Annotated in this window: 20 protein-coding genes and 1 riboswitch; of the genes, 12 read left to right on the top strand and 8 right to left on the bottom strand. The window is 43.4% G+C overall.

Annotation, left to right across the window (positions count from 1 at the left end; translation table 11 throughout):
* Positions 1 to 11 precede the first annotated feature (11 nt).
* Both ACP7AA_RS07875 and ACP7AA_RS07870 read right to left on the bottom strand, forming a co-directional pair.
* On the bottom strand, positions 12 to 269 hold the full coding sequence (locus ACP7AA_RS07875; protein ID WP_271133744.1) for a YheV family putative metal-binding protein: 258 nt from the start codon (positions 267 to 269) through the stop codon (positions 12 to 14).
* A complete protein-coding gene (locus ACP7AA_RS07870) occupies positions 270 to 2,447 on the bottom strand; it encodes a M3 family metallopeptidase (protein WP_426223174.1) in 2,178 nt (725 codons plus the stop codon).
* A 579-nt stretch (positions 2,448 to 3,026) separates the two neighbouring features.
* Here ACP7AA_RS07870 and ACP7AA_RS07865 point away from each other — a divergent pair.
* From ACP7AA_RS07865 to ACP7AA_RS07850, 4 genes are all read left to right on the top strand, one after another.
* Positions 3,027 to 4,139 carry a hypothetical protein gene (locus ACP7AA_RS07865; protein ID WP_271133746.1) on the top strand — a complete coding sequence of 371 codons (1,113 nt, stop codon included), beginning with the start codon at positions 3,027 to 3,029 and terminating at the stop codon, positions 4,137 to 4,139.
* Positions 4,140 to 4,266: 127 nt separating this feature from the next.
* A complete protein-coding gene (locus ACP7AA_RS07860; RefSeq protein WP_426223173.1) occupies positions 4,267 to 4,887 on the top strand; it encodes a stage II sporulation protein M in 621 nt (206 codons plus the stop codon).
* A 102-nt stretch (positions 4,888 to 4,989) separates the two neighbouring features.
* Positions 4,990 to 5,748, top strand: coding sequence for an endonuclease/exonuclease/phosphatase family protein (locus tag ACP7AA_RS07855; protein WP_201564385.1), 759 nt, complete (start codon positions 4,990 to 4,992; stop codon positions 5,746 to 5,748).
* 139 nt (positions 5,749 to 5,887) lie between these two features.
* Complete coding sequence (locus ACP7AA_RS07850; RefSeq protein WP_426223172.1) at positions 5,888 to 6,883, top strand: NADP-dependent oxidoreductase; 996 nt, start codon at positions 5,888 to 5,890, stop codon at positions 6,881 to 6,883.
* A gap of 31 nt (positions 6,884 to 6,914) precedes the next feature.
* On the opposite strand, the gene ACP7AA_RS07845 is transcribed toward ACP7AA_RS07850, so the two are convergent.
* From ACP7AA_RS07845 to ACP7AA_RS07835, 3 genes are all read right to left on the bottom strand, one after another.
* On the bottom strand, positions 6,915 to 7,532 hold the full coding sequence (locus tag ACP7AA_RS07845) for an alpha-ketoglutarate-dependent dioxygenase AlkB family protein (protein WP_426223171.1): 618 nt from the start codon (positions 7,530 to 7,532) through the stop codon (positions 6,915 to 6,917).
* 24 nt (positions 7,533 to 7,556) lie between these two features.
* Positions 7,557 to 8,447: an alpha/beta fold hydrolase gene (locus ACP7AA_RS07840; protein WP_426223170.1), complete on the bottom strand. Its 891-nt coding sequence runs from the start codon at positions 8,445 to 8,447 to the stop codon at positions 7,557 to 7,559.
* A 76-nt stretch (positions 8,448 to 8,523) separates the two neighbouring features.
* Positions 8,524 to 10,473: an ABC transporter ATP-binding protein gene (locus ACP7AA_RS07835; protein ID WP_426223169.1), complete on the bottom strand. Its 1,950-nt coding sequence runs from the start codon at positions 10,471 to 10,473 to the stop codon at positions 8,524 to 8,526.
* Between the two features lie 469 nt (positions 10,474 to 10,942).
* On the opposite strand from ACP7AA_RS07835, the gene ACP7AA_RS07830 reads away from it, so the two are divergent.
* From ACP7AA_RS07830 to ACP7AA_RS07820, 3 genes are all read left to right on the top strand, one after another.
* A complete protein-coding gene (locus ACP7AA_RS07830) occupies positions 10,943 to 11,791 on the top strand; it encodes an EamA/RhaT family transporter (RefSeq protein ID WP_426223168.1) in 849 nt (282 codons plus the stop codon).
* 161 nt (positions 11,792 to 11,952) lie between these two features.
* The gene (locus tag ACP7AA_RS07825) at positions 11,953 to 12,843 is read left to right on the top strand and encodes a fructose bisphosphate aldolase (protein WP_426223167.1); all 891 of its coding nucleotides are present in this window, start codon (positions 11,953 to 11,955) and stop codon (positions 12,841 to 12,843) included.
* A 187-nt stretch (positions 12,844 to 13,030) separates the two neighbouring features.
* On the top strand, positions 13,031 to 13,903 hold the full coding sequence (locus ACP7AA_RS07820; RefSeq protein WP_426223166.1) for a hypothetical protein: 873 nt from the start codon (positions 13,031 to 13,033) through the stop codon (positions 13,901 to 13,903).
* Positions 13,904 to 14,007: 104 nt separating this feature from the next.
* Here ACP7AA_RS07820 and thiC read toward each other — a convergent pair whose 3' ends face one another.
* The 3 genes from thiC to argH all read right to left on the bottom strand — a co-directional run bounded on the left by thiC (position 14,008) and on the right by argH (position 18,524).
* A complete protein-coding gene (gene thiC / locus ACP7AA_RS07815; RefSeq protein WP_426223165.1) occupies positions 14,008 to 16,059 on the bottom strand; it encodes a phosphomethylpyrimidine synthase ThiC in 2,052 nt (683 codons plus the stop codon).
* Positions 16,060 to 16,326: 267 nt separating this feature from the next.
* A riboswitch (TPP riboswitch) is annotated at positions 16,327 to 16,451 on the bottom strand.
* Between the two features lie 152 nt (positions 16,452 to 16,603).
* Positions 16,604 to 16,894, bottom strand: coding sequence for an oxidative damage protection protein (locus tag ACP7AA_RS07810; RefSeq protein ID WP_201564319.1), 291 nt, complete (start codon positions 16,892 to 16,894; stop codon positions 16,604 to 16,606).
* 256 nt (positions 16,895 to 17,150) lie between these two features.
* Entirely contained in the window at positions 17,151 to 18,524 is a 1,374-nt protein-coding gene (argH, locus tag ACP7AA_RS07805) for an argininosuccinate lyase (protein WP_426223281.1), read from the bottom strand.
* A gap of 218 nt (positions 18,525 to 18,742) precedes the next feature.
* On the opposite strand from argH, the gene ACP7AA_RS07800 reads away from it, so the two are divergent.
* The 5 genes from ACP7AA_RS07800 (at position 18,743) to ACP7AA_RS07780 (ending at position 24,305) form a co-directional block, all read left to right on the top strand.
* Positions 18,743 to 19,789, top strand: a complete 1,047-nt coding sequence (locus tag ACP7AA_RS07800; RefSeq protein ID WP_426223164.1) for a sensor histidine kinase — start codon at positions 18,743 to 18,745, stop codon at positions 19,787 to 19,789.
* Between the two features lie 400 nt (positions 19,790 to 20,189).
* The gene (locus tag ACP7AA_RS07795; RefSeq protein WP_426223163.1) at positions 20,190 to 20,927 is read left to right on the top strand and encodes a LytR/AlgR family response regulator transcription factor; all 738 of its coding nucleotides are present in this window, start codon (positions 20,190 to 20,192) and stop codon (positions 20,925 to 20,927) included.
* Between the two features lie 183 nt (positions 20,928 to 21,110).
* Positions 21,111 to 22,154, top strand: coding sequence for a hydroxymethylbilane synthase (gene hemC / locus ACP7AA_RS07790; RefSeq protein WP_426223162.1), 1,044 nt, complete (start codon positions 21,111 to 21,113; stop codon positions 22,152 to 22,154).
* Between the two features lie 117 nt (positions 22,155 to 22,271).
* A complete protein-coding gene (locus ACP7AA_RS07785) occupies positions 22,272 to 23,255 on the top strand; it encodes a uroporphyrinogen-III synthase (protein WP_426223161.1) in 984 nt (327 codons plus the stop codon).
* Positions 23,256 to 23,348: 93 nt separating this feature from the next.
* Positions 23,349 to 24,305 (top strand): hypothetical protein, encoded by a 957-nt coding sequence (locus ACP7AA_RS07780; RefSeq protein WP_426223160.1) that lies wholly within the window; start codon positions 23,349 to 23,351, stop codon positions 24,303 to 24,305.
* Positions 24,306 to 24,335: the final 30 nt, after the last annotated feature.

Below are 24,335 nucleotides of genomic sequence, written 5' to 3'. Positions count from 1 at the left end.
GATTTTGTTACTTATGGTTTGAACTTGACCGTACCGCTGGTGCCGGTCACCATCGCATCACGAGCGATTTGGTCTTCTGCATGATTTTTGGCACTGATTACATCAGGGTCGGGGCGATGCTCCGCATGTCCGCACTTAGTACATTCGATATACTCATCTGGCGCAGGCTCGAGGATATTGACTTGCACCACCGCATCCATCGCCTGACATTTAGGGCAACGAACGCCCGCTAAAAACCGACGTTTTGGGGTTGATGATTGATAGCGCATTTAGATAACCTCGCGCGTCGTTTGGGCATTGCTTTCAATATTGGCAGCATCGACATTTTTAACATTATCAAAACCGCTATGGCGTAGTAAGGCATCAATGCTGGCGCTGCGACCACGGAAGTTCTCAAAGTTGGCCTTGGCAGGGAAACTACCACCCACTGATAAGATGGTTTCACGGAAAGCTTTACCGGTTATTGGGTTAAAAATACCTTCTTCTTCAAACTTACTAAAGGCATCTGCTGATAACAGCTCTGCCCATTTATAAGAGTAATAACCTGCCGCATAACCACCGGCAAAAATATGACTAAAGCCATTGGCAAAGCGGTTATAGTCAGGTGTCTGCATGATAGCAATATCATCGCGCACGGTATTTAGCGTCGCAAGGATACCGTCATAATCAAGCGCTGGCGTCTGCGCATGAATCAATAAGTCAAAAAGAGCGAATTCGATTTGACGTAAGGTTTGCATGCCGCTTTGGAAGTTTTTGACCGCCAGTAAGGCTGCAAGTTTGTCTTTCGGTAATGGCTCACCAGTTTCGACATGACTACTAATCAGCGCAATACCTTCGGCATCCCATGCCCAGTTTTCCATAAACTGACTAGGTAGCTCGACCGCGTCCCATTCAACGCCATTCACCCCAGCGACATCACTAACTGTCACTTGGGTTAATAAATGATGTAGACCATGACCAAACTCGTGGAACAAGGTCAATACTTCATCGTGGGTCAATAAGCTTGGTTTGCCATCGAGGGCAGGGGTGAAGTTGCCGACCATAAAGCATACGGGCAGCTGTTCATGGTTTTGCTCAGCATAGGTATAACGCGACTGAAAACCACTCATCCACGCGCCGCCACGTTTGCCACTACGGGCAAACAAGTCAAAGTAAAAACCACCAAGCAAGTTGTTATCAGCATCAAATAACTGATAAAAACTTACCTCATCGTGCCAGCGTGATACAGATTCACTGTGCTCTTGTACTTTGATACCGTATAAACGCTCAACGATAGCAAATAATCCGCTAATCACTTTTGGCAGTGGGAAATACGGGCGGATTTCTTCTTGCGATAAGCTGAACTCGCTTTGTTTTACTTTCTCAGCGACATAAGCGCTGTCCCACGGCTGTAGCTCAGTAATGCCATAATCCTGCGCATACTTTTGCAGCTGTGCTAAATCTTGCTTAGCCGCTGGGGTCGCTTGCTCAGCCAAATCCCGTAAAAAGGTTTCCACTTCCGTTACGCTATCTGCCATTTTGGTCGATAGCGAAACTTCTGCATAATTATCAAAACCTAATAGCTTGGCCTTTTGCACCCGTAATTGTAGGATTTGACTCATGATGTCGGCATTATTGAGCGATTCACCTTTGGCATTGGTGTGCTTATCAAACTCAGAGGCGCGGGTAACATAAGCGCGGTAAAGCGTTTCACGCAGATTGCGGTCATCGGCATGGGTCATGACAGCAAGGTAAACAGGGATGTTTAAGCTGGCAACATAATAAGGCGTCGGCAAAGCATCGATTTCTGCTTGGGTGAGCGCAGCGCTGGCAAGCTCGCGAGCTTTATATTGTTCGCCAGCATCAGCCAAGAGCGCCAGTCCACTTTCGGTTAGACCGGCTAATTGCTCTGGTTTAAGCGCTAGAGCATACGCTTGGGTGGCGTCCAATATATGGTCTGAGAATGTTGCCGATAAGGTTGACAGCTCACTTTGGATAGCAGCAAACTTTTCCTGTTCAGCTTTTGGCAGTGCAACACCTGATAGCTCAAAGCTACGTAGCGCAAGCTCAATAGCACGCGCTCGTGCTGGCTCTAGGTCAGCAAAAAACGCTGTATCATTAACGATAGTTTGATAACGACTAAATAACGGTTGATGCTGTCCTACCCGTGTGCCATAAGCGGACAGTTTAGGTAGCAGCTCGTGATGGACATGACGGATTTCATCATTACTCATCACGCTATTGAGGTGCGACAAAATCCCCCAACTGCGATCTAAAGCAAGATTAATATGGTCAAAGGTCATGATATCGGCTAATGCTTGCTTAGCTGTAATATCATCAGTAGTTGCGCTCATATTATCTAAAAAGGCATTGGCAGTATCGATGGCACTGATAACTTGGTTTTGTAAGGTGTCTGGTGCGACATTGTCAAAATCGACAAGGCGTAAATTTGCAGAAATAGAGGTCATAAAAGTATCCAATAGTAATGAGAGAATTATTATTAATGACAAGTTTTGTTATACAAGGGTTGTTATATAGGGTTGTTATATAGGGTATCTAAAAGATGGGTATCAATCGCTTGGAATACAACCCAGTTCGGCAGATATCGTTTTAAAGTGGTGCGCTTATGAGATTATGGTAGATAGCGATACATTGACTATCACTATCACTATCACTGTCATTATTGATAACTATCATTATTTCACTACTTTAATTATCGCCTATACTTAAAGTTAATTAAGCTTCACTTACAAAGCGCCATCATTTGCTTGCAAATTAACCCTATAGGCAGTGGGGTTAAATTGTTAGCATCGTAGTAAGAGAATAGCAAAAATGGATTTTTCTACTACCTGAAATACTTGAGTAAATTGATTAAAAAGGGTATTAATAGGTATTGTTTAAACCGCTCAAACGGATTTTAAGAATAACTATAGATTGATGACTTTTAAAAACAATTTTTAATAAAAGCAGTTTCAAAGATAACCAATAAATATAAAAAATCTATTTCAACGCGCAAACCAATGATAATAAAACAAGGAGCAGTATTTATGAAAGCAACTCTAAAAAGTTTACGTGAGACAAAAGCCAATCCAGCCGTGAGTATTTTTGTCAAAACGCACCGTGAGCATCCTGATAATGAAAAAGACCCTATCGCCCTAAAAAACCAATTAAAAGTCGTCGAAGAGCGCTTAACCAATGAGTATGATAAGCGTACCGCGACCACTATATTAGAAAATATCAAAAATAAAACCAGCGATTTTAACCACAATTATAATTTAGATACGTTGGCGATATTTGCCAGTACTGACGATGTCCAAGTTATCCGTATGCCGATTGATACCAAAGAGCGTGTCATTATTTCAGACCGTTTTGCCACGCGCGACTTGGTGCGAGATATGGCAAGTGCGGTTCATTATTATACGGTGGTATTGACCCGTGATAATGCCCGTTTGATTGAAGCGTCTAATGACCGTGTTATCAAAGAATTTGATAAAGACGATGATGCACAAAATAATATGGAAAATATCCCATTCCCTATCGAAAATAACGGTCTTTATAATACCAGTGACGGCGGTTCAGATCGCTCAGCGAACAACGAAAGCAGTTATCTAAAAGCCTTCTTTAACCAAGTAGATAAAAGCGTGCAAGAGATATGGGGCGAGAATAAAATGCCACTTGTCATCGTTGGTGATGCCAAAAATATCGGTTATTATAAAGATATCTGTGACCGTCCAGAAAATATTATTGCCACGGTTTCAAACGCGACCAAGTTAGAAGAAGGCAGTGCCCAGCATATCGTTGATAGCGTACAAGAAGCGGTAGAGGGCTATCGCACCTCATTACATCAAGCTGCCTTGGGTGAGATTGATAAAGCGCGCGGTGCAAATATGCTGCAGACGGATTTACAAGAAGTCTATCGCAGTGCATTTCAGGGTGTAGGCGAGACGTTATATATCCGTCGCGGTTATATGCAACCTGCGAAGATTGATGAAAAAGCACAAACCTTGAGTATGGCAGATGATGCGACGGCAGAAGGTGTTACCGATGATGCAATTGGTGAAATCATCGAGCATGTCATTCATAATGGTGGTAAAGCGGTCTTTATGCCGCAAGATATTATGAGTGCAGATCAACCAATTGCTCTGGTAACGCGCTATTAATCGGTTGCTGATATTCGTTAATGAATTAATTCAGTAATTATGATTTAGTATCAATACATAAAAGCATTGGTTCGCTAAGGGCCAATGCTTTTTTGACAGGATAATAGTCCATAAATAAAGGGAAACGATGAGAAATACGATCTATAACAATCTTATCGAAAATAAAAAGCTCTATAAAAGGACAATTATATTTTTAGGCTTTTCAGGGCTATTGACTTTTATAGTCGCGCTAATTATCTATGTAATTGATCCTAATATTGAGGCAATGTTAAAAAGTGTTGAAGGTAAGGTAGTAGAGGAAGTTACTACATCAACAGGTATGAAAAAGGCAGGGCTTTATATAGTCAATAATGGCTTCAAAGTTCCTATGCAAATGTTGCTATTAGCTTTGATTCCCATCCCTTACTTATATATGATGAATATCATAGTGACTGTGGGTACTGTAGGTATATTATTTGGTGCCATCTTACGAGAAAATATTAGAGACGGTGTAAAATTAATTCTTTCTACATTGCCTTATTTTATTGTTGAGATTATGGCTTTTTGTTTACTTGCCGCGGTATTATTTGAGCTAAACAAAGCTATCAGAACTAAGATAAAAAATATTTATCAAAAGCCGCATCGATCAGCTTTTGTTATGCAAAAATCTCTAAAAATAATAAGGGTGTATACTATCTTAGTATTACCTATGATAATTGTCGCAGCATTATTGGAGACTTATGTTTCTGATATTTTATTCAATTTATAATGATTGTGAGCTGCTGCAAGTTCATCTAATCTTTTAATATCATAGATATAATGATGATTGAATCAATCACCTCCTTCGCACCCAAATATGATAAATAAATTTATGAATAACACCGCCTCTTTTGTTTTGACCAGCTATAACATTCACAAAGGCATGTCGCCGATGAATCGGGAGGTCAAAATACAAGGTATCGCCCAAGCGCTTGATATCATTGGCTCCGACATACTCTGTCTTCAAGAAGTACAAGGTCAAAATCTGAAGCGCAATATGCAATACAACGAATACCCTGACCAATCCCAACATGAATGGTTTGGTGAATATCTGCAACTGCAAAACAGCTATGGTAAAAATTCAGAATATGAAAATGGTCATCATGGTAATGCCGTCCTAAGTCGTTTTCCGCTTGATCCCAAACATAATGTCAATATCACGGTTAATAAGCTTGAGCAGCGTGGTGTTCTGCACTGCGAGGTACAGCCGATAGGGTGGGAAATGCCAGTTGTGGTGTTATGCGCTCATCTAAACCTTTTTGAGCGCGATCGTATCAAACAATATGAAGCCATTTCCAATTATGTGCGTAATGAGATTGCGCCTGACCAACCTTTGATATTGGCAGGTGATTTTAATGACTGGAAGAAAATGTCTTGCGACCGACTCGCATCGAGCTTAGGCATGACCGAAGCATTTAAACATTGTCATGGTAAGTTATTACCGACCTTTCCTGCCAAACTGCCGGTGCTAAGCTTGGACCGTATTTACGTGCGTAACCTAAGGGTGAAGGATGCTTGGGTACATACCGGCAAGCCTTGGTCTACGTTATCGGATCATCTACCGCTTAGTGCCGAGTTGGCATTGCCTTAGCATCATGAATCGGTAAGTAAAGAAATCAGTAACCAAAGCAGCTATTATCTAAAAAGCTGTTATATAAGAAAACTATTCGCTAAAAAAAGCTGTAAACCAATCAAAAAAAAATATGAGAACAATACAAGGATGATCAATCATGTCTGATAAAAAAATACCAACGACGCAACATGCCGCTCTTATACGTGAATTTGGCGAGCCTGAAGTCATGATATATCAAGATGGCGTGGCTATTCCTGAATTAACGGACAATCAAGTATTGATAAAAATCGCTTATGCCGGTATCAATCCCGTCGATTACAAAACCCGTCAAGGTAAAGGTTGGGGCGCTGAGGCGATTCAAAAAGACAAGTTCGATAAGAACGAGCCGGCTATTTTAGGCTGTGATGTCGCCGGTATCGTGGTTAAAAGTACTAGTGATGAGTTTGCTGTCGGTGAGCAAGTCGCGGCATTGACCTTTGACGGTGGCGGTTATGCAGAGTATGTCGCAGTCGATGCCAACTTATTGGCAAAAGTACCTGAGTCAGTCACTTTGCAGCAAGCAGGCGCGCTACCTTGTATTGGACAAACGGCGCTACAATTTGTCGAGTTTGCTGATATCAAAAAAGATGAGCATGTCGTTATCAATGCCCCAGCTGGCGGTGTTGGACATTTGGCTATTCAGCTATTGATGGATAAAGTGACGCAAGATGATGTAAAAGTAACGGTTATTTGCTCACCTGAGAAGTACGACAAACTGGGTGGCTTAATAGATAAAAATAAGCTGGCAGGTTGGATTGATTATACCAAAGACGACGCTTTTCCTGACTTACAAGCCGATGTGCTCCTAGATTTGGTCGGCGATGAAGCTGGCGTACGCGCGCTGAACGTTATAAAGTCTGGCGGCCGCGTCAATGTCTTGCCAACGATTTGGGTAGATAAACTAAAAGCAGCGGGTAGTCAAAAGAGCTTAAAGGTGGCAGGTTATAAAGCGCAGCGTAGTGGGGAGGACATGGCGCGGGTTTTACAGCTTGTTGCCGATGGCAAGCTGACCTTACAAATTCAGCAAACGTATCCATTATCTGAAGTAGTGGCTGCTCACCGTGAGCTAGAAAAAGGTAATACCTTCGGTAAGATTGTGCTAAAAGCAAGCTAGGCCAAACTTGCTTAAATTAAGCCAACCTTGCCTAGTTTAATGCCATTTGCCGGAAGGTTAAGCTAATACGCCCTTCATCGACTGTTTTGGTTTTAGTAATGCTATGCTTCCAATATTGTTGCGTAGCACCATGCATGACGATAAGCTGACCGGACTCAAGATAAAGCTCGACTTTATCTTGAGTTTTTTTATGCTTAAAGACAAACTTGCGCGTGGCACCCAGTGACAAAGAGGCAATAACTGGCTGATGACCCAGCTCTTTTTCATCGTCTGCATGATAGCCCATACCGTCATCGCCAGATGGATAGTAGTTGAGCAAACAAGAATTAAACTCAGCGTTAATACCGATTTTGGATAATTGCTGCTCAATATGATGTTTCACATGAAACACTGAATCTGTCCATGCAATGGCTTGACGCGTGTGCCCCGAATATTGATAACTGGCATCACTATCGCCCATCCATACTATTTGACGAGTGGTGACATGCGTCTTGCCAAATAGCGTTACGATATCAGGCTGCCAAGGTAGCGTCGTTAATAAGGCATAATATAAGGCACTTGGGTAATCAATAACGACACCTAAATCATTTACCTTGCCATCATTAGGCAATAAATTATCGGTCGGCGGCGGTGCAAAAAGGTCAGTCATAACTCACATCCCACATCGCTCAGCTTATTTAGCGCTCTTATAATGTTTATTGATAATCTGCGCACACAATTTAGGCGCTTCCATCGGTAATAGATGACCGTAGTCTGGCAAGGAGATAACGCTGCCATCAGGGACAAATTTTTGCCATTGTTTGCGTACTTTATCATTGATAAATAAGGTCGGTTTGCCCGTGATTAGGGTATAAGGACAGCTGAGTTTTTTTAATGCTGCATCGATATGGGGCGCACCAAAATAATTGGCAAGCTCTTGCTCGGGGGCGAACATCAAGCTATAGCTGCCATCATCGTTAGCAGACAAGCTTTGCTCAGCAAATACCTTTAGATGCTCATTACTGATACGCTTATAAGCCCGTTGCGCGCGTAAACTCTCATAGTAATCATCGATACTAGCCCAAGTAGATTGCTTGGTAAGCGTGCTTTTAAAGGGTTCACGGCTTAGCAAAAATTGACGTGGCAGCAAGTTATAAAGTGTCGCTTGCTTTTTAGTAAAGGTGACAGGCTCAATAAGGTATAACTGTGAGAATAGCTCAGGGCGTTTGGCCGCTGCCATGGCGGTGGCGGTCGCCCCTTGTGAATGCCCAATACCAACGATAGGCGCGTCTTGGGTTTTCTCTAAAAACTCAATCAGTATATCGGCATCTTGCTCACGGGTCAGACGCGGCGCTTGCGGTTTGTCATACCAATAACCCCGTAGCGCCAGCGCCGATAAATCAAAATCCGTTGCCAACTCATTTAATAAAGGTGCATAAGTACCAACAGTGAAACTATTGCCGCCATAAAAATGGGCAGGCTGGCGTTTAAGAGAACCCGATTCTTCTGACAGATTCAGCGGCTGCAAGTCATAATAGCGTGCTTGTTTGCCATCTATATTAATACGCTTGGTAAATGCTTCCATAAGAATAAAACTTCCTTGTGACGGTTTTTTTGACCTTTATTAACTTCTATCATTAGCTTTTATCATAGAATTCTTATTAGCTGTCTTCACCTAAGAAGCCACCACTTTGACGCTGCCATAGACGGGCATAAACGCCATTTAATGCCAATAGCTCATCATGACTGCCTTGCTCAATGATATGACCTTTATCCATAACCACCAGTCTATCAAGGGCGGCAATGGTAGATAGTCTATGGGCAATCGCAATAACAGTTTTGCCCGTCATGATGTCATTTAGGCTTTCGGTAATGGCAAATTCAATCTCAGAATCAAGCGCACTGGTCGCCTCATCTAACAGTAAAATCGGGGCGTTTTTAAGCATGACGCGCGAGATAGCAATGCGCTGACGTTGACCGCCAGACAGCTTAACGCCGCGCTCGCCGACTTGGGTATCAAGACCAGTATTGCCCTTATCATCATACAAGCCTTCGATAAAGTCCCATGCTTGTGCTTGCTTAGCAGCCGTAATGATTTCCTCATCGGTTGCGTCAGGACGACCATAAGCGATATTTTCACGGACGGTACGATGCAGTAAAGAGGTATCTTGGGTAACCATACCGATTTGCTGACGTAAAGATTCTTGCGTAACTTCATCAATCGCTTGCCCATCGATATAGACTTTACCTTTATCGACGTCAAAGAAGCGTAAGAGAAGGTTAACCAAGGTCGATTTACCCGCACCAGAACGCCCGACCAAACCGATTTTCTCACCCGGTTTGATATCTAAATAAAAATTATCTAGTAGCTTGGCGTATGAAGTATTATTCGCTAAGTCGGTGTCATTGCTATTAACATCATTATTACCATCATCAAAACGTTTGCCTGATGTATTGGTATTTAAACCTGTGTCATTGTCTTCGCCTTCATAACTAAAATCAACATGGTCAAAGACGATACGACCCTCGGTAACTTTAAGTGCGGGCGCGTTTGGTTTATCAACGATGGTTTGCGGCGCTGATAAAGTGCGCATGCCGTCTTGTACCGTACCAATACTTTCAAACAAACTGGCAGTTTGCCACATAATCCAGCGTGTCAGACCGTTTAAGCGCAGAGCCATCGCCGTCGCTGCAGCAATCGCCCCAACACCGACCGCGCCTTGTTGCCATAAATACAAGCTGATACCAGCAGTCGAGCTGACTAGAACCACACTAATTAAGTGGGTTGATACTTCTAAATAACTGACCCAGCGCATCTGTGCATGGACAGTGCCCAAAAATTGTCCCATGGCGTTTTTGGCATAACCAAGCTCGCGGCGCGAATGACTAAATAGCTTCACGGTCATGATATTGGCATAAGCGTCGGTTATGCGCCCTGTCATTAAAGCGCGGGCATCGGCTTGTACAATCGCCGTTTGTTTCAGTTTGGGAATAAAGTACCACATCGCCAGCCACACTAAGACGAACCAAGCGATAAATGGGATTAATAACAAGCTGTCTAAATTAAATAAAATCACACCGGTGGTAATAAAGTAGACGGCGACATACATAAACATATCGGTGACCGTCATCACGGTATCACGCACTGCCAACGCCGTTTGCATCACCTTAGCCGATACGCGACCAGAGAATTCGTCTTGATAAAACTGCATCGACTGCCCAAGCATGCGCTGATGAAAACGCCAGCGCATTTGCATCGGAAAAACGCCTTGCAAGGTTTGAAAATGAATAAATGATGACAAGGCAATCCAGAGTGGGCTGACAATCATCACGGCCAACATCATGAGCAGCATATCGCCTTTTTCTGTCCACAGATTTTGTGGGGTATATACCCCAAGCCAATCGACAATATTGCCAATCCACGCAAATAGCATGGCCTCGTAGATACCGATACCGGCAGACAAAATCATAAACAACAATAGCCAACCGCGCAGACCTTTGGTACAGGCCCACAAAAACTTTAGCATGCCATCACTTGGGGATGGCAGCGGCATAGGCGTATCGGGAAAGGCGGGCAGACGAGTTTCAAAAAAACGAAATAGAGCATTCATAGGCAGTGATAAAGCATCAATAGCAGTACGCCAAAATAAGCACGATAAGGTGTTATCTTGAATCTTTACTTTTGTGATTAGGATTGTTTGTTATTTTAACAAACTTCACTCTAATGGCTGCATGCTAATTGTAAGCTGCAGGGTATCGCTAATACTCAACTCTATCTTAATTATTGACTTGGTGATTTGACTTGGTGATTTGACTTGATAATTTTGCTGATTCTTTATGACTGTATCGAGCATGAGCCATCCATATTAAATAAACAATACTAAAAACCAGCAAGATAAATAGATTGCCCTGTGGGAAATATTTTGTTACATTCTAGGGTTTTATTTGATTTAGCATCATCGATATTAAAACTAACAAAAGCTTAAACAGTAATAGAGTACAAGGTAAAGGCGATACTGATAGCTGTTTTAAATACCAATAATAAACACGCCATATTGTAATTTAACAAGGATGACCTTAATGATGTATCTCATAATAGCGGTGCTCTGTAGCGTCGCTGTTTCCGTACTTTTAAAAATACTACGCCAAAAAAATATCGATATTCGCCAAACCATCGTGGCGGGATATCCCGTGGCATTTTTATTAACTTGGGTGTTATTAAAACCAGATGTCAGTAGCATCGGCGCACTTGGTAATGCATGGGGCATCATTATTGCGCTTGGGGTGTTATTGCCGGCGGTATTTATCATCCTTGGGCGTGCGATTGATGCGGTCGGTATGGTCGCAACCGATGCCGCTCAGCGTTTATCGCTTATCATTCCTATTGTTGCCGCTTTTTTATTATTTGGCGAAGTACTGACAGGTACGCGAGTCCTTGGGCTAGTGTTAGGGTTTTTGGCGCTTGCTGCTTTGGTCTATCGCCCGCAGCATGGAATTATAAATACCCAAGCAAAGCAGACGCCGCTGTGGCTGTTTGGCGTTTGGTTAGGCTACGGCGTTATTGATATCTTATTTAAGCAAGTTGCCAAGCAAGGGGCGGCTTTTCCTTTAACCTTATTTGTGACGTTTGGGTTGGCGGGATTGCTGCTACTCGTTTACCTGCTTGTCACGCGCGTCCGCTGGCAGGGTAATGCCCTTAGCGCAGGGCTATTACTCGGCGCGCTAAATATGGGCAATATCTATGCTTATGTCCGTGCCCATCAAGTATTGTCTGAATCGCCAAGCATCGTCTTTACGGGTATGAACGTCGGTGTGATTGCGGTGGCAACGTTGATAGGCGTCGGCATATTTAAAGAGCAGCTTAATCGTATCAATATCGTCGGTTTATTATTGGCAGTTTGCTGTGTGGCAGTATTGTTTTTGGCTTAACTTCGCCGCTTGTAAGTGAGCAAAATTTTAACTTATCAACGATAGGCACGCGCGATGTCCTATGTTAAGGTTATTTATAGTCAAGCTCACGTTAGCTGCGGGCTGATTGACTTATTATAATAATGTTTGACCCTTATTAATTAGGATAGGATATCTACTCAATGGAATACGAAAAACAACTACAGCGTATCAAAAATGGTTCAGGTTTTATCGCCGCCCTTGATCAAAGCGGTGGCAGTACGCCAAAAGCGCTAGAAAATTATGGCGTTAGCGGCGATGCTTATGACAACGATGAAGCCATGTTTGACTTGGTACATGAGATGCGCGCCCGTATCATGACTTGTGATGCCTTTGATAATGAGCGTGTCCTTGGCGCAATTTTATTTGAAGATACGATGGAGCGCGAGGTCAATGGCAAGCCAACCGCCAACTATCTATGGGAAGATAAAAATATCGTGCCTTTTTTGAAGGTGGATAAGGGTTTGGCTGAGCAAATGGATGGCGTGCAAGTGATGCGCCCGATGCCCAATTTAAACTCGTTATTAGATAAGGCAAAAAATTATCCGGTATTTGGCACTAAAATGCGTTCAGTCATTTATGAGCCAAGTGTCGATGGTATTGAGCTAGTCGTACAGCAGCAGTTTGATGTGGCAAAACAGATTATCTCTAAAGGTTTGATGCCTATCGTTGAGCCTGAAGTAGATATCAACAGTAGCAAAAAACATGATTGCGAAATCATCCTTAAAACCAGTATTTTGCATAATCTTGAGCGCTTAAACGACGGTCATCAAGTGATGCTAAAACTGACCTTGCCAGAAGAAGAGGGTTTTTATCAAGAGTTGGTTGACCATCCAAAAGTACTAAAAGTGGTGGCATTGTCTGGTGGTTATAGTCGTTATGATGCCTGCGAAAAGCTCAAGCAAAACCCTGGTATGATTGCCAGTTTCTCGCGTGCCTTTACCGAAGGTTTAAGCAAGCAACAAAGTGACGAAGAGTTTGCTAATACTATTAACGCTTCTATTGAAGAGATTTACGAGGCGTCAAAGGTATAATGTCTTAAAGCTTTATAATTGATTTTTAATCCCAGCTGACCTTAGGTTTGCTGGGATTTTTTTATTGCTTTAATTTTATAATAAACTTATTATAATTCGAATTAAGTTCATCATTTTATGAGCTTATATATCATAAAATGGAGATCTTCTAATGCATGTACGTTACTTAAGCTTGGTCCTAATTTCTATGTTAGGTGTATCTGGTTGTGGCGGCGGTGGTGACTCGGATAGTGGTGGCTCTTCGATTATTCCTAATACGGATATTCCTTCTATAGAGCACAATACTGATACTACGCAAAAGCGTCAAGTGCCCAAACCTTTTGCTGGCTCTTACGGTGCAGTAATTAATAGTGATTTGAAAGATATTTATAAAACAGATTTATTTATGAGCACTATAGTCAACAATGATGGCGAATTTTGGATGATATATACCAACAATGGCTTTCTTTATAGTGCTGGAGATTTAGTGTTTGGTTTGGTAAATGGTACATTTGAAAAAAGCAGTAATCCAAATTTTACCTCATTGTCATCAAATGCTACTGACTATAGCTTCACCAGTAACAGCGTCAGCACAAGATCAATTGACCTTGACTCTAGAAGCAACGGTGGTGCTGATTTTACTTTTTTTGAAAATATCATTGTTGAAGATGTGTCTAATCCAGAAGGCTTTCAAGAGGAGCTTCGATACCCAGTATTTTTAAACTATAATGAAGGCAACTCTACAGATAAATTAGAAGATTACAAAGGAATGTATCAAGGCGCACTAGTAACTACTAACACGCGTAATAAGGCTAGCTTGGTTACAAATAATATCTCACAAGGAAGGATGAAATACAGCATCGTTGATGAGCAGGGTTGTACTATTGACGGCTATATTATCTTTGATCCAAAATCTATTTATCTGCGTGTAGATGGGAACGTTGACAATCCAGCCATAACTTGTCCTCTAGAAGCGGGTAAGGTACATGGTCTTGTGACTAAAGATCGTTACGACTCTAAAACTTTAATACTCGTTAATGACGATAATAAAGAAGCATATGTATTTAGCGTCGTTAGTTAAGCAACCAAATATCTCTAATATTCAATTAAGACCAATAAAAAAAGCTTGCCCCTAATTTGACGAGAGGCAAGCTTTTTATTTTAGCCATTATTCAATACTTAAAATCAAATCTCTTTATACAATTGACGACCTTCTTTATGATATTTTTCGCTCATTTCAGCCATGCCTTTATGAATCTCATCGAGGCTGGCTTCGCCTACTTGTCCAACCAGCTCAGTATCCACTTCTTTAATCATATGACCTGCATTAGTTAAATCGCCCGTTTGCGGGGTGACTTGTTTATTAGCGGCGTCTTTATCCAGTCCTGCTGCATATTCACGCACGTTTTGGGTGATTTTCATTGAGCAAAACTTTGGTCCACACATCGAGCAAAAGTGCGCCGACTTATGGGCGTCTTTTGGCAAGGTTTCGTCATGATATTCACGCGCGGTATCAGGATCAAGGGCCAGATTAAATTGATCATCCCAGCGGAACTCAAAACGGGCTTTGGACAAAGCATTATCACGTGCTTGTGCACCCGGATGACCTTTGGCAAGGTCGGCAGCATGAGCAGCAATTTTATAAGTGATAATGCCGTCTTTGACGTCCTTTTTATTTGGCAGACCTAAATGCTCTTTTGGTGTTACATAGCAAAGCATTGCCGTACCAAACCAACCAATCATCGCCGCACCAATAGCGCTGGTGATATGGTCATAACCGGGAGCAATGTCCGTGGTCAAAGGCCCTAAGGTATAAAAAGGGGCGTCAGCACATAGCTCAAGCTGCAAGTCCATATTTTCTTTAATACGGTTCATCGCTACGTGCCCAGGACCTTCAATCATCACCTGCACATCGTGCTTCCAAGCGACTTTGGTTAGCTCGCCAAGGGTACGCAGCTCACCAAACTGTGCTTCGTCATTGGCGTCTTGTAAACAACCCGGACGCAGACCATCACCTAAGCTAAATGCCACGTCATACTGCTTCATAATCTCGCAGATATCTTCAAAGTGGGTGTATAAAAAGCTTTCTTTATGATGGGCAAGGCACCACTGCGCCATGATAGAGCCGCCACGCGAGACGATGCCCGTCAAGCGATTGGCGGTTAGCGGTACATAACGTAATAGTACGCCGGCGTGAATGGTAAAGTAATCAACGCCTTGTTCGGCTTGCTCAATGAGCGTATCGCGGAATATCTCCCACGTTAAATCTTCGGCAACGCCATCGACTTTCTCTAACGCTTGATAAATCGGTACGGTACCAATAGGCACTGGCGAGTTACGAATCAACCATTCACGGGTTTCATGGATATGATTGCCCGTCGATAAATCCATGATGGTGTCTGCACCCCAGCGCGTTGCCCACGTCATTTTTGACACTTCTTCATCGATAGAAGAACCGAGCGCTGAGTTACCGATATTGGCATTAATTTTGACTAAGAAATTACGCCCGATAATCATCGGCTCGGATTCAGGGTGATTGATGTTATTTGGAATAATTGCGCGACCAGCAGCCACTTCATCACGGACAAATTCAGGGGTGATGATTTTTGGCGTGTTGGCACCAAAGCTTTCGCCGTCATGTTGGCGCATATCGGTCGATTCGTGCTGCTTTTGCGTTTCACGAATGGCGATATATTCCATTTCAGGCGTGATAATACCGCGACGCGCGTAATGCATTTGCGTGACGTTCTTTCCTGCTAAGGCGCGACGTGGTTTATCGATATGCGCAAATCTTAAATTAGCGGTACTGATATCGCGGGCGCGCGCTTGTCCGTATGAGCTAGATAAGCCGTCTAACTGTTCAGTATCGTCACGCTCAGCTATCCAGCCTTCGCGTAGCTTTGGTAAGCCTTTGGTCAAATCAATCTCGACATTGGGATCGGTATAAACGCCTGAGGTATCATAGACGTAAAACGGTGGATTTTGTTCCCATTCGGACTCGCTTGCCCCTTGTATGGGGGTAGGGTCAAGGGTGATCTCGCGCATCGGTACTTGAATGTCAGGACGTGAGCCCTCGATATAGACTTTTTTAGAAGCGGGTAAGATGCGGTGTAAGTCGCGGGCGTCTTCTTCAAACCGCGCATCATTGGCGGTACGGTGAGCAGGCGTTTTGAGGGCGTCGGCTTTTTTGTCAGAAGTTTTGACAATAGGAGTTGAAGTATTCTGTGTGAGGTTCATATGCTGTCCTAGCGTGTTGGTTTTTTGAATAAAAGCAACACCGCCAGTAGCTGCGGGGCAAGACGATGCAAGATAGACAAATTCAATCATCAAACACGTGCACTATTATTAGATTCAACTTTCATTGAAACTCAATCTAATGCCGTTTTTAAATGATTGGTAGGCGCAGCTTTTTATTAATTGCCATACAGCAGCGTAAAAACGCTGTCAGACATAAGATATCGGCAATAATAAAAAGGCATTTCTGCGCGCCCTTTGTTCATATATAACATAGGCTTAAGACTTCCCTGCGTCGGTACTAACCGCATCAGGTTCGGCGGGTGATCTCTCAGCGAATGTATTAAAAAGCTTAGAAAGTAAGCTTGTCATACACCGCACCCCGAGTCTGTCAGTGTTGTAAATCAGTCTCATACTAACAAACTATAAGGGTGCTGCCTAGTCATTTGCCGTTTGTTAGTTGAGAGGCAGTTTCGATATTTTTAATTTAATAACTGTCTTTTAATCAATGACAGTTTTTTTTGATTAATAACAACCATCATGCGCATTATTTTTCTGGTGTCCAGCCCTGCGCACGCTCGTAGTCTTCGTTATCTAAGAACTTCTCACGTTGCTCGGTTAAGAACTTTTTGGCTGCAGGGTCTAGCATGCTGAGATGGTTTTCGTTAATCAGCATCGTTTGCTGCTCAAGCCACTCTTTCCATGCTTTGTCCGAGACGGTTTCTTGCAGCTCTTGACCTTTTTTATTAGGAAAAGGTGGATGCGGCATTTTTGGTAATTCTTGCTTATATTTGCGGCAAAAGACGGTATTGGCTTGCGGATTAAAAGTCTCAGTCATAAAGCAATCCTTATTAGTTAATGGTATTAAATTATTAAGTGCAATATTGGTATTGACCTATGATAACGGTCTTCGAAGATTTATCCAAGGATATCAGGTGTAGAGAAGGTAACAGCCCATATAGCTACTGATGTTCATAACGATATTTATAAAACCATATTTCTAAAATTATCTGCATAAAAATACCCGCGATTGATGCGGGTATTTTTATGCATGGATTAGTACTGTAATTAAACCTTGTATGGCGCTGCTAGTTTTACGCAAATACTTTTAAGCGCACACGACCATTAACGACAGCTTGCTTCACTTGATTTGGCGCAGTACCACCTAAGTGGTCACGGGCGGCCAATGAACCTTCTAGCGTTAGATACTCAAAAACATCATCGCCAATCGCATCGCTAAACTGCTGCAGCTGCGCTAAAGACAAATCACTTAAATCGACGCCTTCTTTAATACCCAAAGCAACGGCATTACCGACCACTTCATGGGCATCACGGAAAGCCACACCGCGGCGAACCAAATAATCAGCCAAATCGGTGGCTGTCGCATAGCCTTTCATGGTGGCTGCACGCATATTTTCTTTATTTGGTGTGATGTTCGGTAGCATATCAGCAAATGCTAATAGCGAACCCGTTAAGGTGTCAACGCAATCAAATAGCGGCTCTTTGTCTTCTTGATTGTCTTTATTATAAGCAAGCGGCTGACTTTTCATCAGGCTTAACAATGTCATCAATTGCCCAAAGACACGCGCCGCTTTACCGCGTACCAATTCAGGCACATCAGGGTTTTTCTTTTGCGGCATGATAGATGAGCCAGTACAGAAGCGATCAGGGATTTGCACAAAGTTAAATTGCGCTGACATCCATAGGATAATCTCTTCGCTCATACGTGACATATGCATCATCAAGATAGAAGCCGCTGAGGTAAACTCAATAGCAAAATCACGGTCTGAGACGGCATCGAGTGAGTTTTGGCAAATACCTTCGAAACCTAGTAATTTGGCAGTGATGGTGCGATCAATTGGGAAAGTCGTACCAGCAAGGGCGGCGCTACCAAGCGGCATCTGATTGATACGGCGGCGCGCATCGACAAGACGTTCAGTATCGCGATATAACATCTCAAACCATGCCATCACGTGATGACCGAAGCTGACGGGCTGCGCGGTTTGCAGATGGGTAAAACCTGGCATGATGGTATCGGTATGCTGCTCCGCCAAATCTAACAAGCCGCTTTGCAAACGTACCAATAGCGCAATGATATTGTCGGTTTCTTCACGCAACCATAGACGAATATCGGTCGCAACCTGATCATTACGGCTACGGCCTGTATGCAATTTTTTCCCTACCGCGCCGACAATATCAGTTAGGCGTGATTCGACGTTCATGTGCACGTCTTCAAGCGCGATAGACCAGTTAAACTCGCCCGCTTCAATCTCACGTAACACTTGCTGTAGACCATCGATAATAGTCGCAACGTCGTCAGCGCTTAAGATGCCACACTCTTTAAGCATGGTGGCATGCGCAATTGAGCCTTGAATATCGTGGCGGGCAAAGCGCTGGTCAAAGCCGACAGAAGCGGTAAAGGCGGCGACAAAGCTGTCCGTCGCTTCACTAAAGCGACCGCCCCACATCTGCTGACCCTGACTACTGGTAGGGCTTTGCGCTGCGGCAGTATTTGTTGGAGAAGCTTCTGTGCTAGAATCAGAAACAGCTGCATTTTTATTTGAATCGGGATTATTACTATTTGAAGAATTGGCGTTCATATCGGTACAAGACAAGTCAAGAGAATAAGAACTCAAGTATAGCAAATGATGAGGTTGCCTTACTAGCGGAGCGCTTAGAGTTTTTTATGCCCAAGCTCATGGAAATCATGAAGGCTTGGCAGTGGCTACTGGCAATCTTTTTTTGGTCGCTGTTTGTAGCGATAGTCGATCGCCATAGTGTGGCCAACCAAGCGCAATTTATCATCAAATTTATCGCAAGGTTTATCCAAACCAGCTTAACCTTGATACCTTCTTTTTATTTAATTGATTATCTGCGCCCTATATTAAAGCGTTTAAGCGTCTCAACAGCCAGCATGTATGTCTTGCTTATCTTAACGAGCGCCACAGCAGTGACCATGATGTTGGTCCTGCTGATTATGATAAATTTTGGTTGGTTTGATTATAGTATTCGCGTCTTTGTCTCAACGGTGGTGTTTAATACCGTCATTACCGCCGGTTTTACTATTGCCACTTTGCTAATTTTTTTACGGCGCTACCGTGAGCTGAATGCGCTGAAGCAATCATTTGAGCAAAAATTGAGCGCCCAAAACGATATATTAAAAGCTCGCTTAGCGCCGCATTTCTTTTTTAACACCATCAATACCCTGATGTCGCTGATTGAAACTAACCCAACCCGCGCTGCTTATTTGTTGCAGCACGTTTCAGCGTTATTCCGAGCCAGTTTTAATGGTGCGCGTGAGATTAGTTTTGAGGAAGAGATTGCCCTTTGCGAGCATTATTTGGCCATCGAATCCATCCGCTTGGAGGATAAACTGGCAGTAAACTGGCGGCTACCTGACGAAGATGTGATGTATGACATGGTCATCACTGCTTTGACTTTACAAAGCGTGATTGAAAAAATGCTACTCAATGTGGTTGAGATGACCACCGACACCATTTATATCGATATTAAAGTCAGTTGGCTGCAGCATCGTGTCGAGATTACCATTAGTGTGCAACTGCCTAAAAAAACCTTGATGATTAACCATGACTTACGCCAGCATATGGATTTTTATATTCAGGCAGAACGTCTGCGAGCTTATTTTGGTGACAGCGCTGATATCCAAAGTCGCGTGACGAGTAAACAAATTATTACTATTATTCATTACCCGCTACAAGATGTCAGTTTATAATCTTTGCTTTTGAAAGCGCTTTCTTTGGCTAGTAATAATAAACCAGCCATCGTAGGCGGGTAGCGTGGCATATTTATTGCACTGTTTATCATATTGTTGATGATTATCAGTTTTTAAACTCACCAATTTTTAGAATTACCAATGCTTAACTATTACCAATGCTTAAATATTAGCAGTGCTTAAATGCTAAAAAAGGCGTTGAAACGCTCAAGCGCTATTGGTGGCTTGCAGAAATGGGACGGTTGGTTTATAACTGAAGTAAGGTGCATTGCCTTTGCTAAAAGGCGTATGGTATTTTTTGCTAAGTGGTGAGCTTTAAATAATGATAAATCCTAATAAATGCTGATATATGATAAATACTATTAAAGATTGTTAAGTCTGCACTTATAAAGGAGTTTGCATGCGGATTGTTGTTTGTGATGATGAGCCATTAGCCCGTGAACGTTTGGTTAGGATTGTCCAAGAATCAGGTCATGAGGTGGTTGCCCAAGCAAAGACGGGCATCGAGGCCATTATTGCCGTAAAATCTCAGCAGCCGGACATCATACTGCTCGATATTCGCATGCCTGAGATGGATGGGGTTGAGTGTGCCCAAGAGCTTGCGAAGCTGAACCATCCACCCGCCATCATCTTTGTAACGGCTTACGACCATTATGCGATTGCGGCGTTAAAAGCCAATGCCATCGGTTATTTATTAAAACCAGCCAATAAAGATGAGCTACTAGAAGCACTGCATAAAGCCACCAATCTCAATGCCGCGCAATTAAATGAGATTCGCAAATTCGAAAATCCAACTGCCCGTCCAGTGCGTGAACATATAGCAGCGCGTACCCACCGCGGGGTTGAGCTGATTGAGCTCAAAGATATCTACTACTTTACCGCCGATCAAAAATACGTCAAAGTACGCCATAAAGAAGGCGTTGTCCTTATTGATGACACCCTAAAAGAGCTTGAGCAAGAATTTGAAGACAGGCTTTTTCGCGTGCATCGTAACGCGATTATCAATATCAAATATCTAGATTTTTTAGAAGCCTTGGATGCAGGACAGTTTCAACTGCACTTTAAAGGGATTGATGAGACGCTAGCAGTCAGTCGTCGCCATCTACCGGCACTCCGTGAAAAGATTCAAAGCATGTAGTGATAAGGGCTTCATGCTGTTGACATAATCATGCCATATCATCAAACCCTTATTTATGCTTAAATAGGGGTATTTTTTTGCATCATTCTGCTTTATATATCGTTTGTAGCCCCCGTTTTGGGTACCAAATTTGCATTATTGTTGCGCACTGACATTCTAGTATCGAACTTATTGAGGCCTTTTATGAGCACCATGCAGCCACCTGCTTTGACTACCTTAAATATCGCCACCCGCCAAAGCCCATTGGCATTATGGCAAGCTGAGCATATCCGTGACCGTCTATTGGCGCTGTATCCTGAGATGACGATTAACCTGCTAAAGATTGTCACTAAAGGGGATAAGATTTTAGATACGCCGCTGGCGAAAATTGGCGGCAAGGGTTTGTTCGTTAAAGAGCTTGAGCAAGCGTTGTATGACAAGCAGGCTGATATTGCGGTGCATTCTTTAAAAGACGTACCGATGGAATTGCCAGAAGGCTTGACGCTGGGTGTCTATTGTAAACGTGCCTCGCCAACCGACGCCTTTGTTTCTAACACTTATCATAGTATCGATGAGTTGCCACAAGGCGCGGTAGTCGGTACCGCAAGTCTACGTCGCCAATGCCAAATCAAGGCTTATCGTCCTGATTTGCAAATTAAGACCCTGCGCGGCAACGTCGGTACGCGCTTAGGGAAGCTTGATGCGGGCGAGTATGATGCCATTATTTTGGCAACCAGTGGTTTGCAGCGTATTGAGCTTGATGAGCGCATTCGTAGTGAGTTGGATATTGATATTTGCTTGCCCGCGGTTGGACAAGGTGCGCTAGCGATTGAATGCCGTGAAGGCGATGATGAGGTTCTAAAATTACTAGCACCGTTAAATGATGACAAAGCTCGTATCCGCCTAATCGCTGAGCGCGCGCTAAACCGTCATTTACAAGGTGGCTGCCAAGTACCGATTGCGGCTTATGCAGTATTGCAAATGGCTGATGCAGACGACAATAGCAGTAGCAGTAGCAAAAACAATAGCCAAAACGGCAATAATGATGCCGGTGATACATTGTGGCTACGTGGCCGCGTCGGTCAAGAGGACGGTAGCGAGCTGCTCAAAGCTGATAAACGTCTGACTTTAAGCGGCAGCCAAGCTGAACAAGAAGCGCAAGCCAACCAGCTAGGTATTGAAGTCGCTGAAATGCTACTAGAAATAGGTGCTGGTGATATCTTATCCGCCATTTATAATCCTAAATAGCACCTATATTTAATAATATTTAACTATTATTGTCATCTCAATCATAGCGCTATCTTTACTTAGATGGCTCTATGATTCAGCGTCCTTTCTTCCTAAGCCTTTTGTCACGGTATGTTTATGTCTTGGTCATCACCGAAGTCCACTGATTCAAATCAACCTATTGATAAGCCAGCATTGCTGCCGCAAGTCATCATCAATACGCGCCCAGTTGAGCGTGCAGCGCCGCTGACCGAACATTTACAAGCGGCAGGGATATCGGTAATTGATATGCCGATGTTGACCTTAGAGGCGCGTACAACTACCGAGCAGGATATGGGATTGATGCGCCAATGGTTTGCAGGTGACTATCAAGCACTCGTTATCGTGAGCCCGACAGCAGCAGCTTCAGGGCTGTCTGTTTGGCAAGCACTTGAGCATGAACGCCATGCTCAAAAATCTAGCGAAAATGCTAGCGCGCAAAAAGAGACAGGGTTTACAGGTTTAAAAGCGCCAAGCCATCTGATAGCGGTTGGGGAAGCGACTGCGGCAGTGTTAAATGATGCAAAGTTGGCTGCATCAAGCTATCAAGTATTGCAGCCTTTAATTGCCAATAACGAAGGTATGCTAGCCATGCCTGAAATTGACAGTCTTCAAGCTGGCGATAAGCTCTTGGTCTGGCGCGGGCTTGGTGGGCGGCGCTTATTGGTCGATACCTTACAGGCGCGCGGCGTCCATATCGATAGCATCGCTTGGTATGAGCGCAAGATGCCTGCCGATGCTATGACGCAGTATGAGCAATGGCAAACGCAGTTTCTCGCGCAGCAGTCTTTGCAGCAGACAACCTCAGTAGCACAGCCAAAGCCCATTGTGATTGTCAGTAGTGGCACGGCGTTTGAGCATTGGGAAGCGATTGTTAAGGCAGTTGCCGCAAAAGTTTCAGAGTCAAAGAAAGACAAAATAGCCAGTTCACCGCTGCAGCTTAATGATTTTGCTTACGTGGTATTAGGTGAGCGCTTAGCCAATATGGTCGCGCGTCAGCAGTTAAGCTATTGGCGGGTGGAAGATTTGGCTCCGGCCACTATTCTTGCGGTAATCCATTCGCCAATAGTGGGTTCAATGTAAGTAAGAAAAAAGGGTAAGCAAGAACACAGACTTTTATTAATCTACTTATTTTATATTTGCTTAAAAATTATCAATCACTAACGGTGCTGCCTTATGTCCATGAATTCTGAATCGTTATCTCAGGAACCTTCTGCTATTCAGCAGCGCCGGCAAGCAAATATGTTTTTGGTGCGCCTGCAATGGTTAATGATTTTATTGCTTATCGCCGCTTTACTCTGGCTTTATATCAGTCAGCAGCGTTTTGAGCATAATGTCAATGAGCGCTTGCAAAGCAATGAGCAAGTGGTCAGTCGCCTCAATGAGATGGACGATCGCATTTTTGCGATGAGCCAGCAAACCTTGCCAGCACCGCGTACCGCCGCCAGTAGCCAAGCCCAAAACCAGCTCGATTTATTACGTATTCAAATACAAGCGGCTGATAGATTGTTGGCAGACAATAACGAGAGTGCGGCGATTGAATTATTGCGTGGCCTGCATTGGCAATTGTCCCAAAGCAGTAATGAGATTGCCCCAGCGCTGACCGTGGTGATTAAACAGAGCTTGGCAAAGGATATCGAGCGCCTGCAGGCAAGAAGCTCGCAGCCGAGTCCGTGGCAGCTACAAAACATAGCCATTCAAAATATCCAAGAGTTTTTACATAGTTACGAGCGTGAACATCCTGCTAATGGCAGCGATTTGACGCAAAACCTTGATAATAATATGAGCTTAACGCGCCGCCAGCTTATGATTCACGAAGTCATTATGACCTTGAATCTTGCCACTCAAGCCAGCAATATGCGTGAAAAAGAGCAGCTGGTCGGTTATCTGCGTCAAGCGCGCAAGCAGCTACAAACCCTAGTACCACAAACGTCAACGCCAAAAACAATATCTACCGATAATAAAAACTCTCAAACAGCCAATAGTACGACCGCTAATAAAGATAAGGTACAAACCAAATCGTCTCCTAATGACATTACCGAGGTTATAGACTGGCTAGATCGATTGATTGCTAATGCGCCAAAACCTACGCCATTATTAACCAAGCAAATTTTAGATAAGCCTAAACGTTAATGGTGGTTTTTAAAACTCTATAAGATAAAA

Source organism: Psychrobacter sp. DWR1-2-3, assembly GCF_049896465.1.
Classification (GTDB): Bacteria; Pseudomonadota; Gammaproteobacteria; order Pseudomonadales; family Moraxellaceae; genus Psychrobacter; species Psychrobacter maritimus.
This window is presented reverse-complemented; position numbering and strand designations above follow the sequence as displayed.

Bases quoted from the DNA above. Each gene is read 5' to 3' on its own strand.
- ACP7AA_RS07875 (WP_271133744.1), bottom strand. From the start codon at position 269: ATGCGCTATCAATCATCAACCCCAAAACGTCGGTTTTTAGCGGGCGTT.
- ACP7AA_RS07870 (WP_426223174.1), bottom strand. From the start codon at position 2,447: ATGACCTCTATTTCTGCAAATTTACGCCTTGTCGATTTTGACAATGTC.
- ACP7AA_RS07865 (WP_271133746.1), top strand. From the start codon at position 3,027: ATGAAAGCAACTCTAAAAAGTTTACGTGAGACAAAAGCCAATCCAGCC.
- ACP7AA_RS07860 (WP_426223173.1), top strand. From the start codon at position 4,267: ATGAGAAATACGATCTATAACAATCTTATCGAAAATAAAAAGCTCTAT.
- ACP7AA_RS07855 (WP_201564385.1), top strand. From the start codon at position 4,990: ATGAATAACACCGCCTCTTTTGTTTTGACCAGCTATAACATTCACAAA.
- ACP7AA_RS07850 (WP_426223172.1), top strand. From the start codon at position 5,888: ATGTCTGATAAAAAAATACCAACGACGCAACATGCCGCTCTTATACGT.
- ACP7AA_RS07845 (WP_426223171.1), bottom strand. From the start codon at position 7,532: ATGACTGACCTTTTTGCACCGCCGCCGACCGATAATTTATTGCCTAAT.
- ACP7AA_RS07840 (WP_426223170.1), bottom strand. From the start codon at position 8,447: ATGGAAGCATTTACCAAGCGTATTAATATAGATGGCAAACAAGCACGC.
- ACP7AA_RS07835 (WP_426223169.1), bottom strand. From the start codon at position 10,473: ATGAATGCTCTATTTCGTTTTTTTGAAACTCGTCTGCCCGCCTTTCCC.
- ACP7AA_RS07830 (WP_426223168.1), top strand. From the start codon at position 10,943: ATGATGTATCTCATAATAGCGGTGCTCTGTAGCGTCGCTGTTTCCGTA.
- ACP7AA_RS07825 (WP_426223167.1), top strand. From the start codon at position 11,953: ATGGAATACGAAAAACAACTACAGCGTATCAAAAATGGTTCAGGTTTT.
- ACP7AA_RS07820 (WP_426223166.1), top strand. From the start codon at position 13,031: ATGTTAGGTGTATCTGGTTGTGGCGGCGGTGGTGACTCGGATAGTGGT.
- thiC (WP_426223165.1), bottom strand. From the start codon at position 16,059: ATGAACCTCACACAGAATACTTCAACTCCTATTGTCAAAACTTCTGAC.
- ACP7AA_RS07810 (WP_201564319.1), bottom strand. From the start codon at position 16,894: ATGACTGAGACTTTTAATCCGCAAGCCAATACCGTCTTTTGCCGCAAA.
- argH (WP_426223281.1), bottom strand. From the start codon at position 18,524: ATGTGGGGCGGTCGCTTTAGTGAAGCGACGGACAGCTTTGTCGCCGCC.
- ACP7AA_RS07800 (WP_426223164.1), top strand. From the start codon at position 18,743: ATGCCCAAGCTCATGGAAATCATGAAGGCTTGGCAGTGGCTACTGGCA.
- ACP7AA_RS07795 (WP_426223163.1), top strand. From the start codon at position 20,190: ATGCGGATTGTTGTTTGTGATGATGAGCCATTAGCCCGTGAACGTTTG.
- hemC (WP_426223162.1), top strand. From the start codon at position 21,111: ATGAGCACCATGCAGCCACCTGCTTTGACTACCTTAAATATCGCCACC.
- ACP7AA_RS07785 (WP_426223161.1), top strand. From the start codon at position 22,272: ATGTCTTGGTCATCACCGAAGTCCACTGATTCAAATCAACCTATTGAT.
- ACP7AA_RS07780 (WP_426223160.1), top strand. From the start codon at position 23,349: ATGTCCATGAATTCTGAATCGTTATCTCAGGAACCTTCTGCTATTCAG.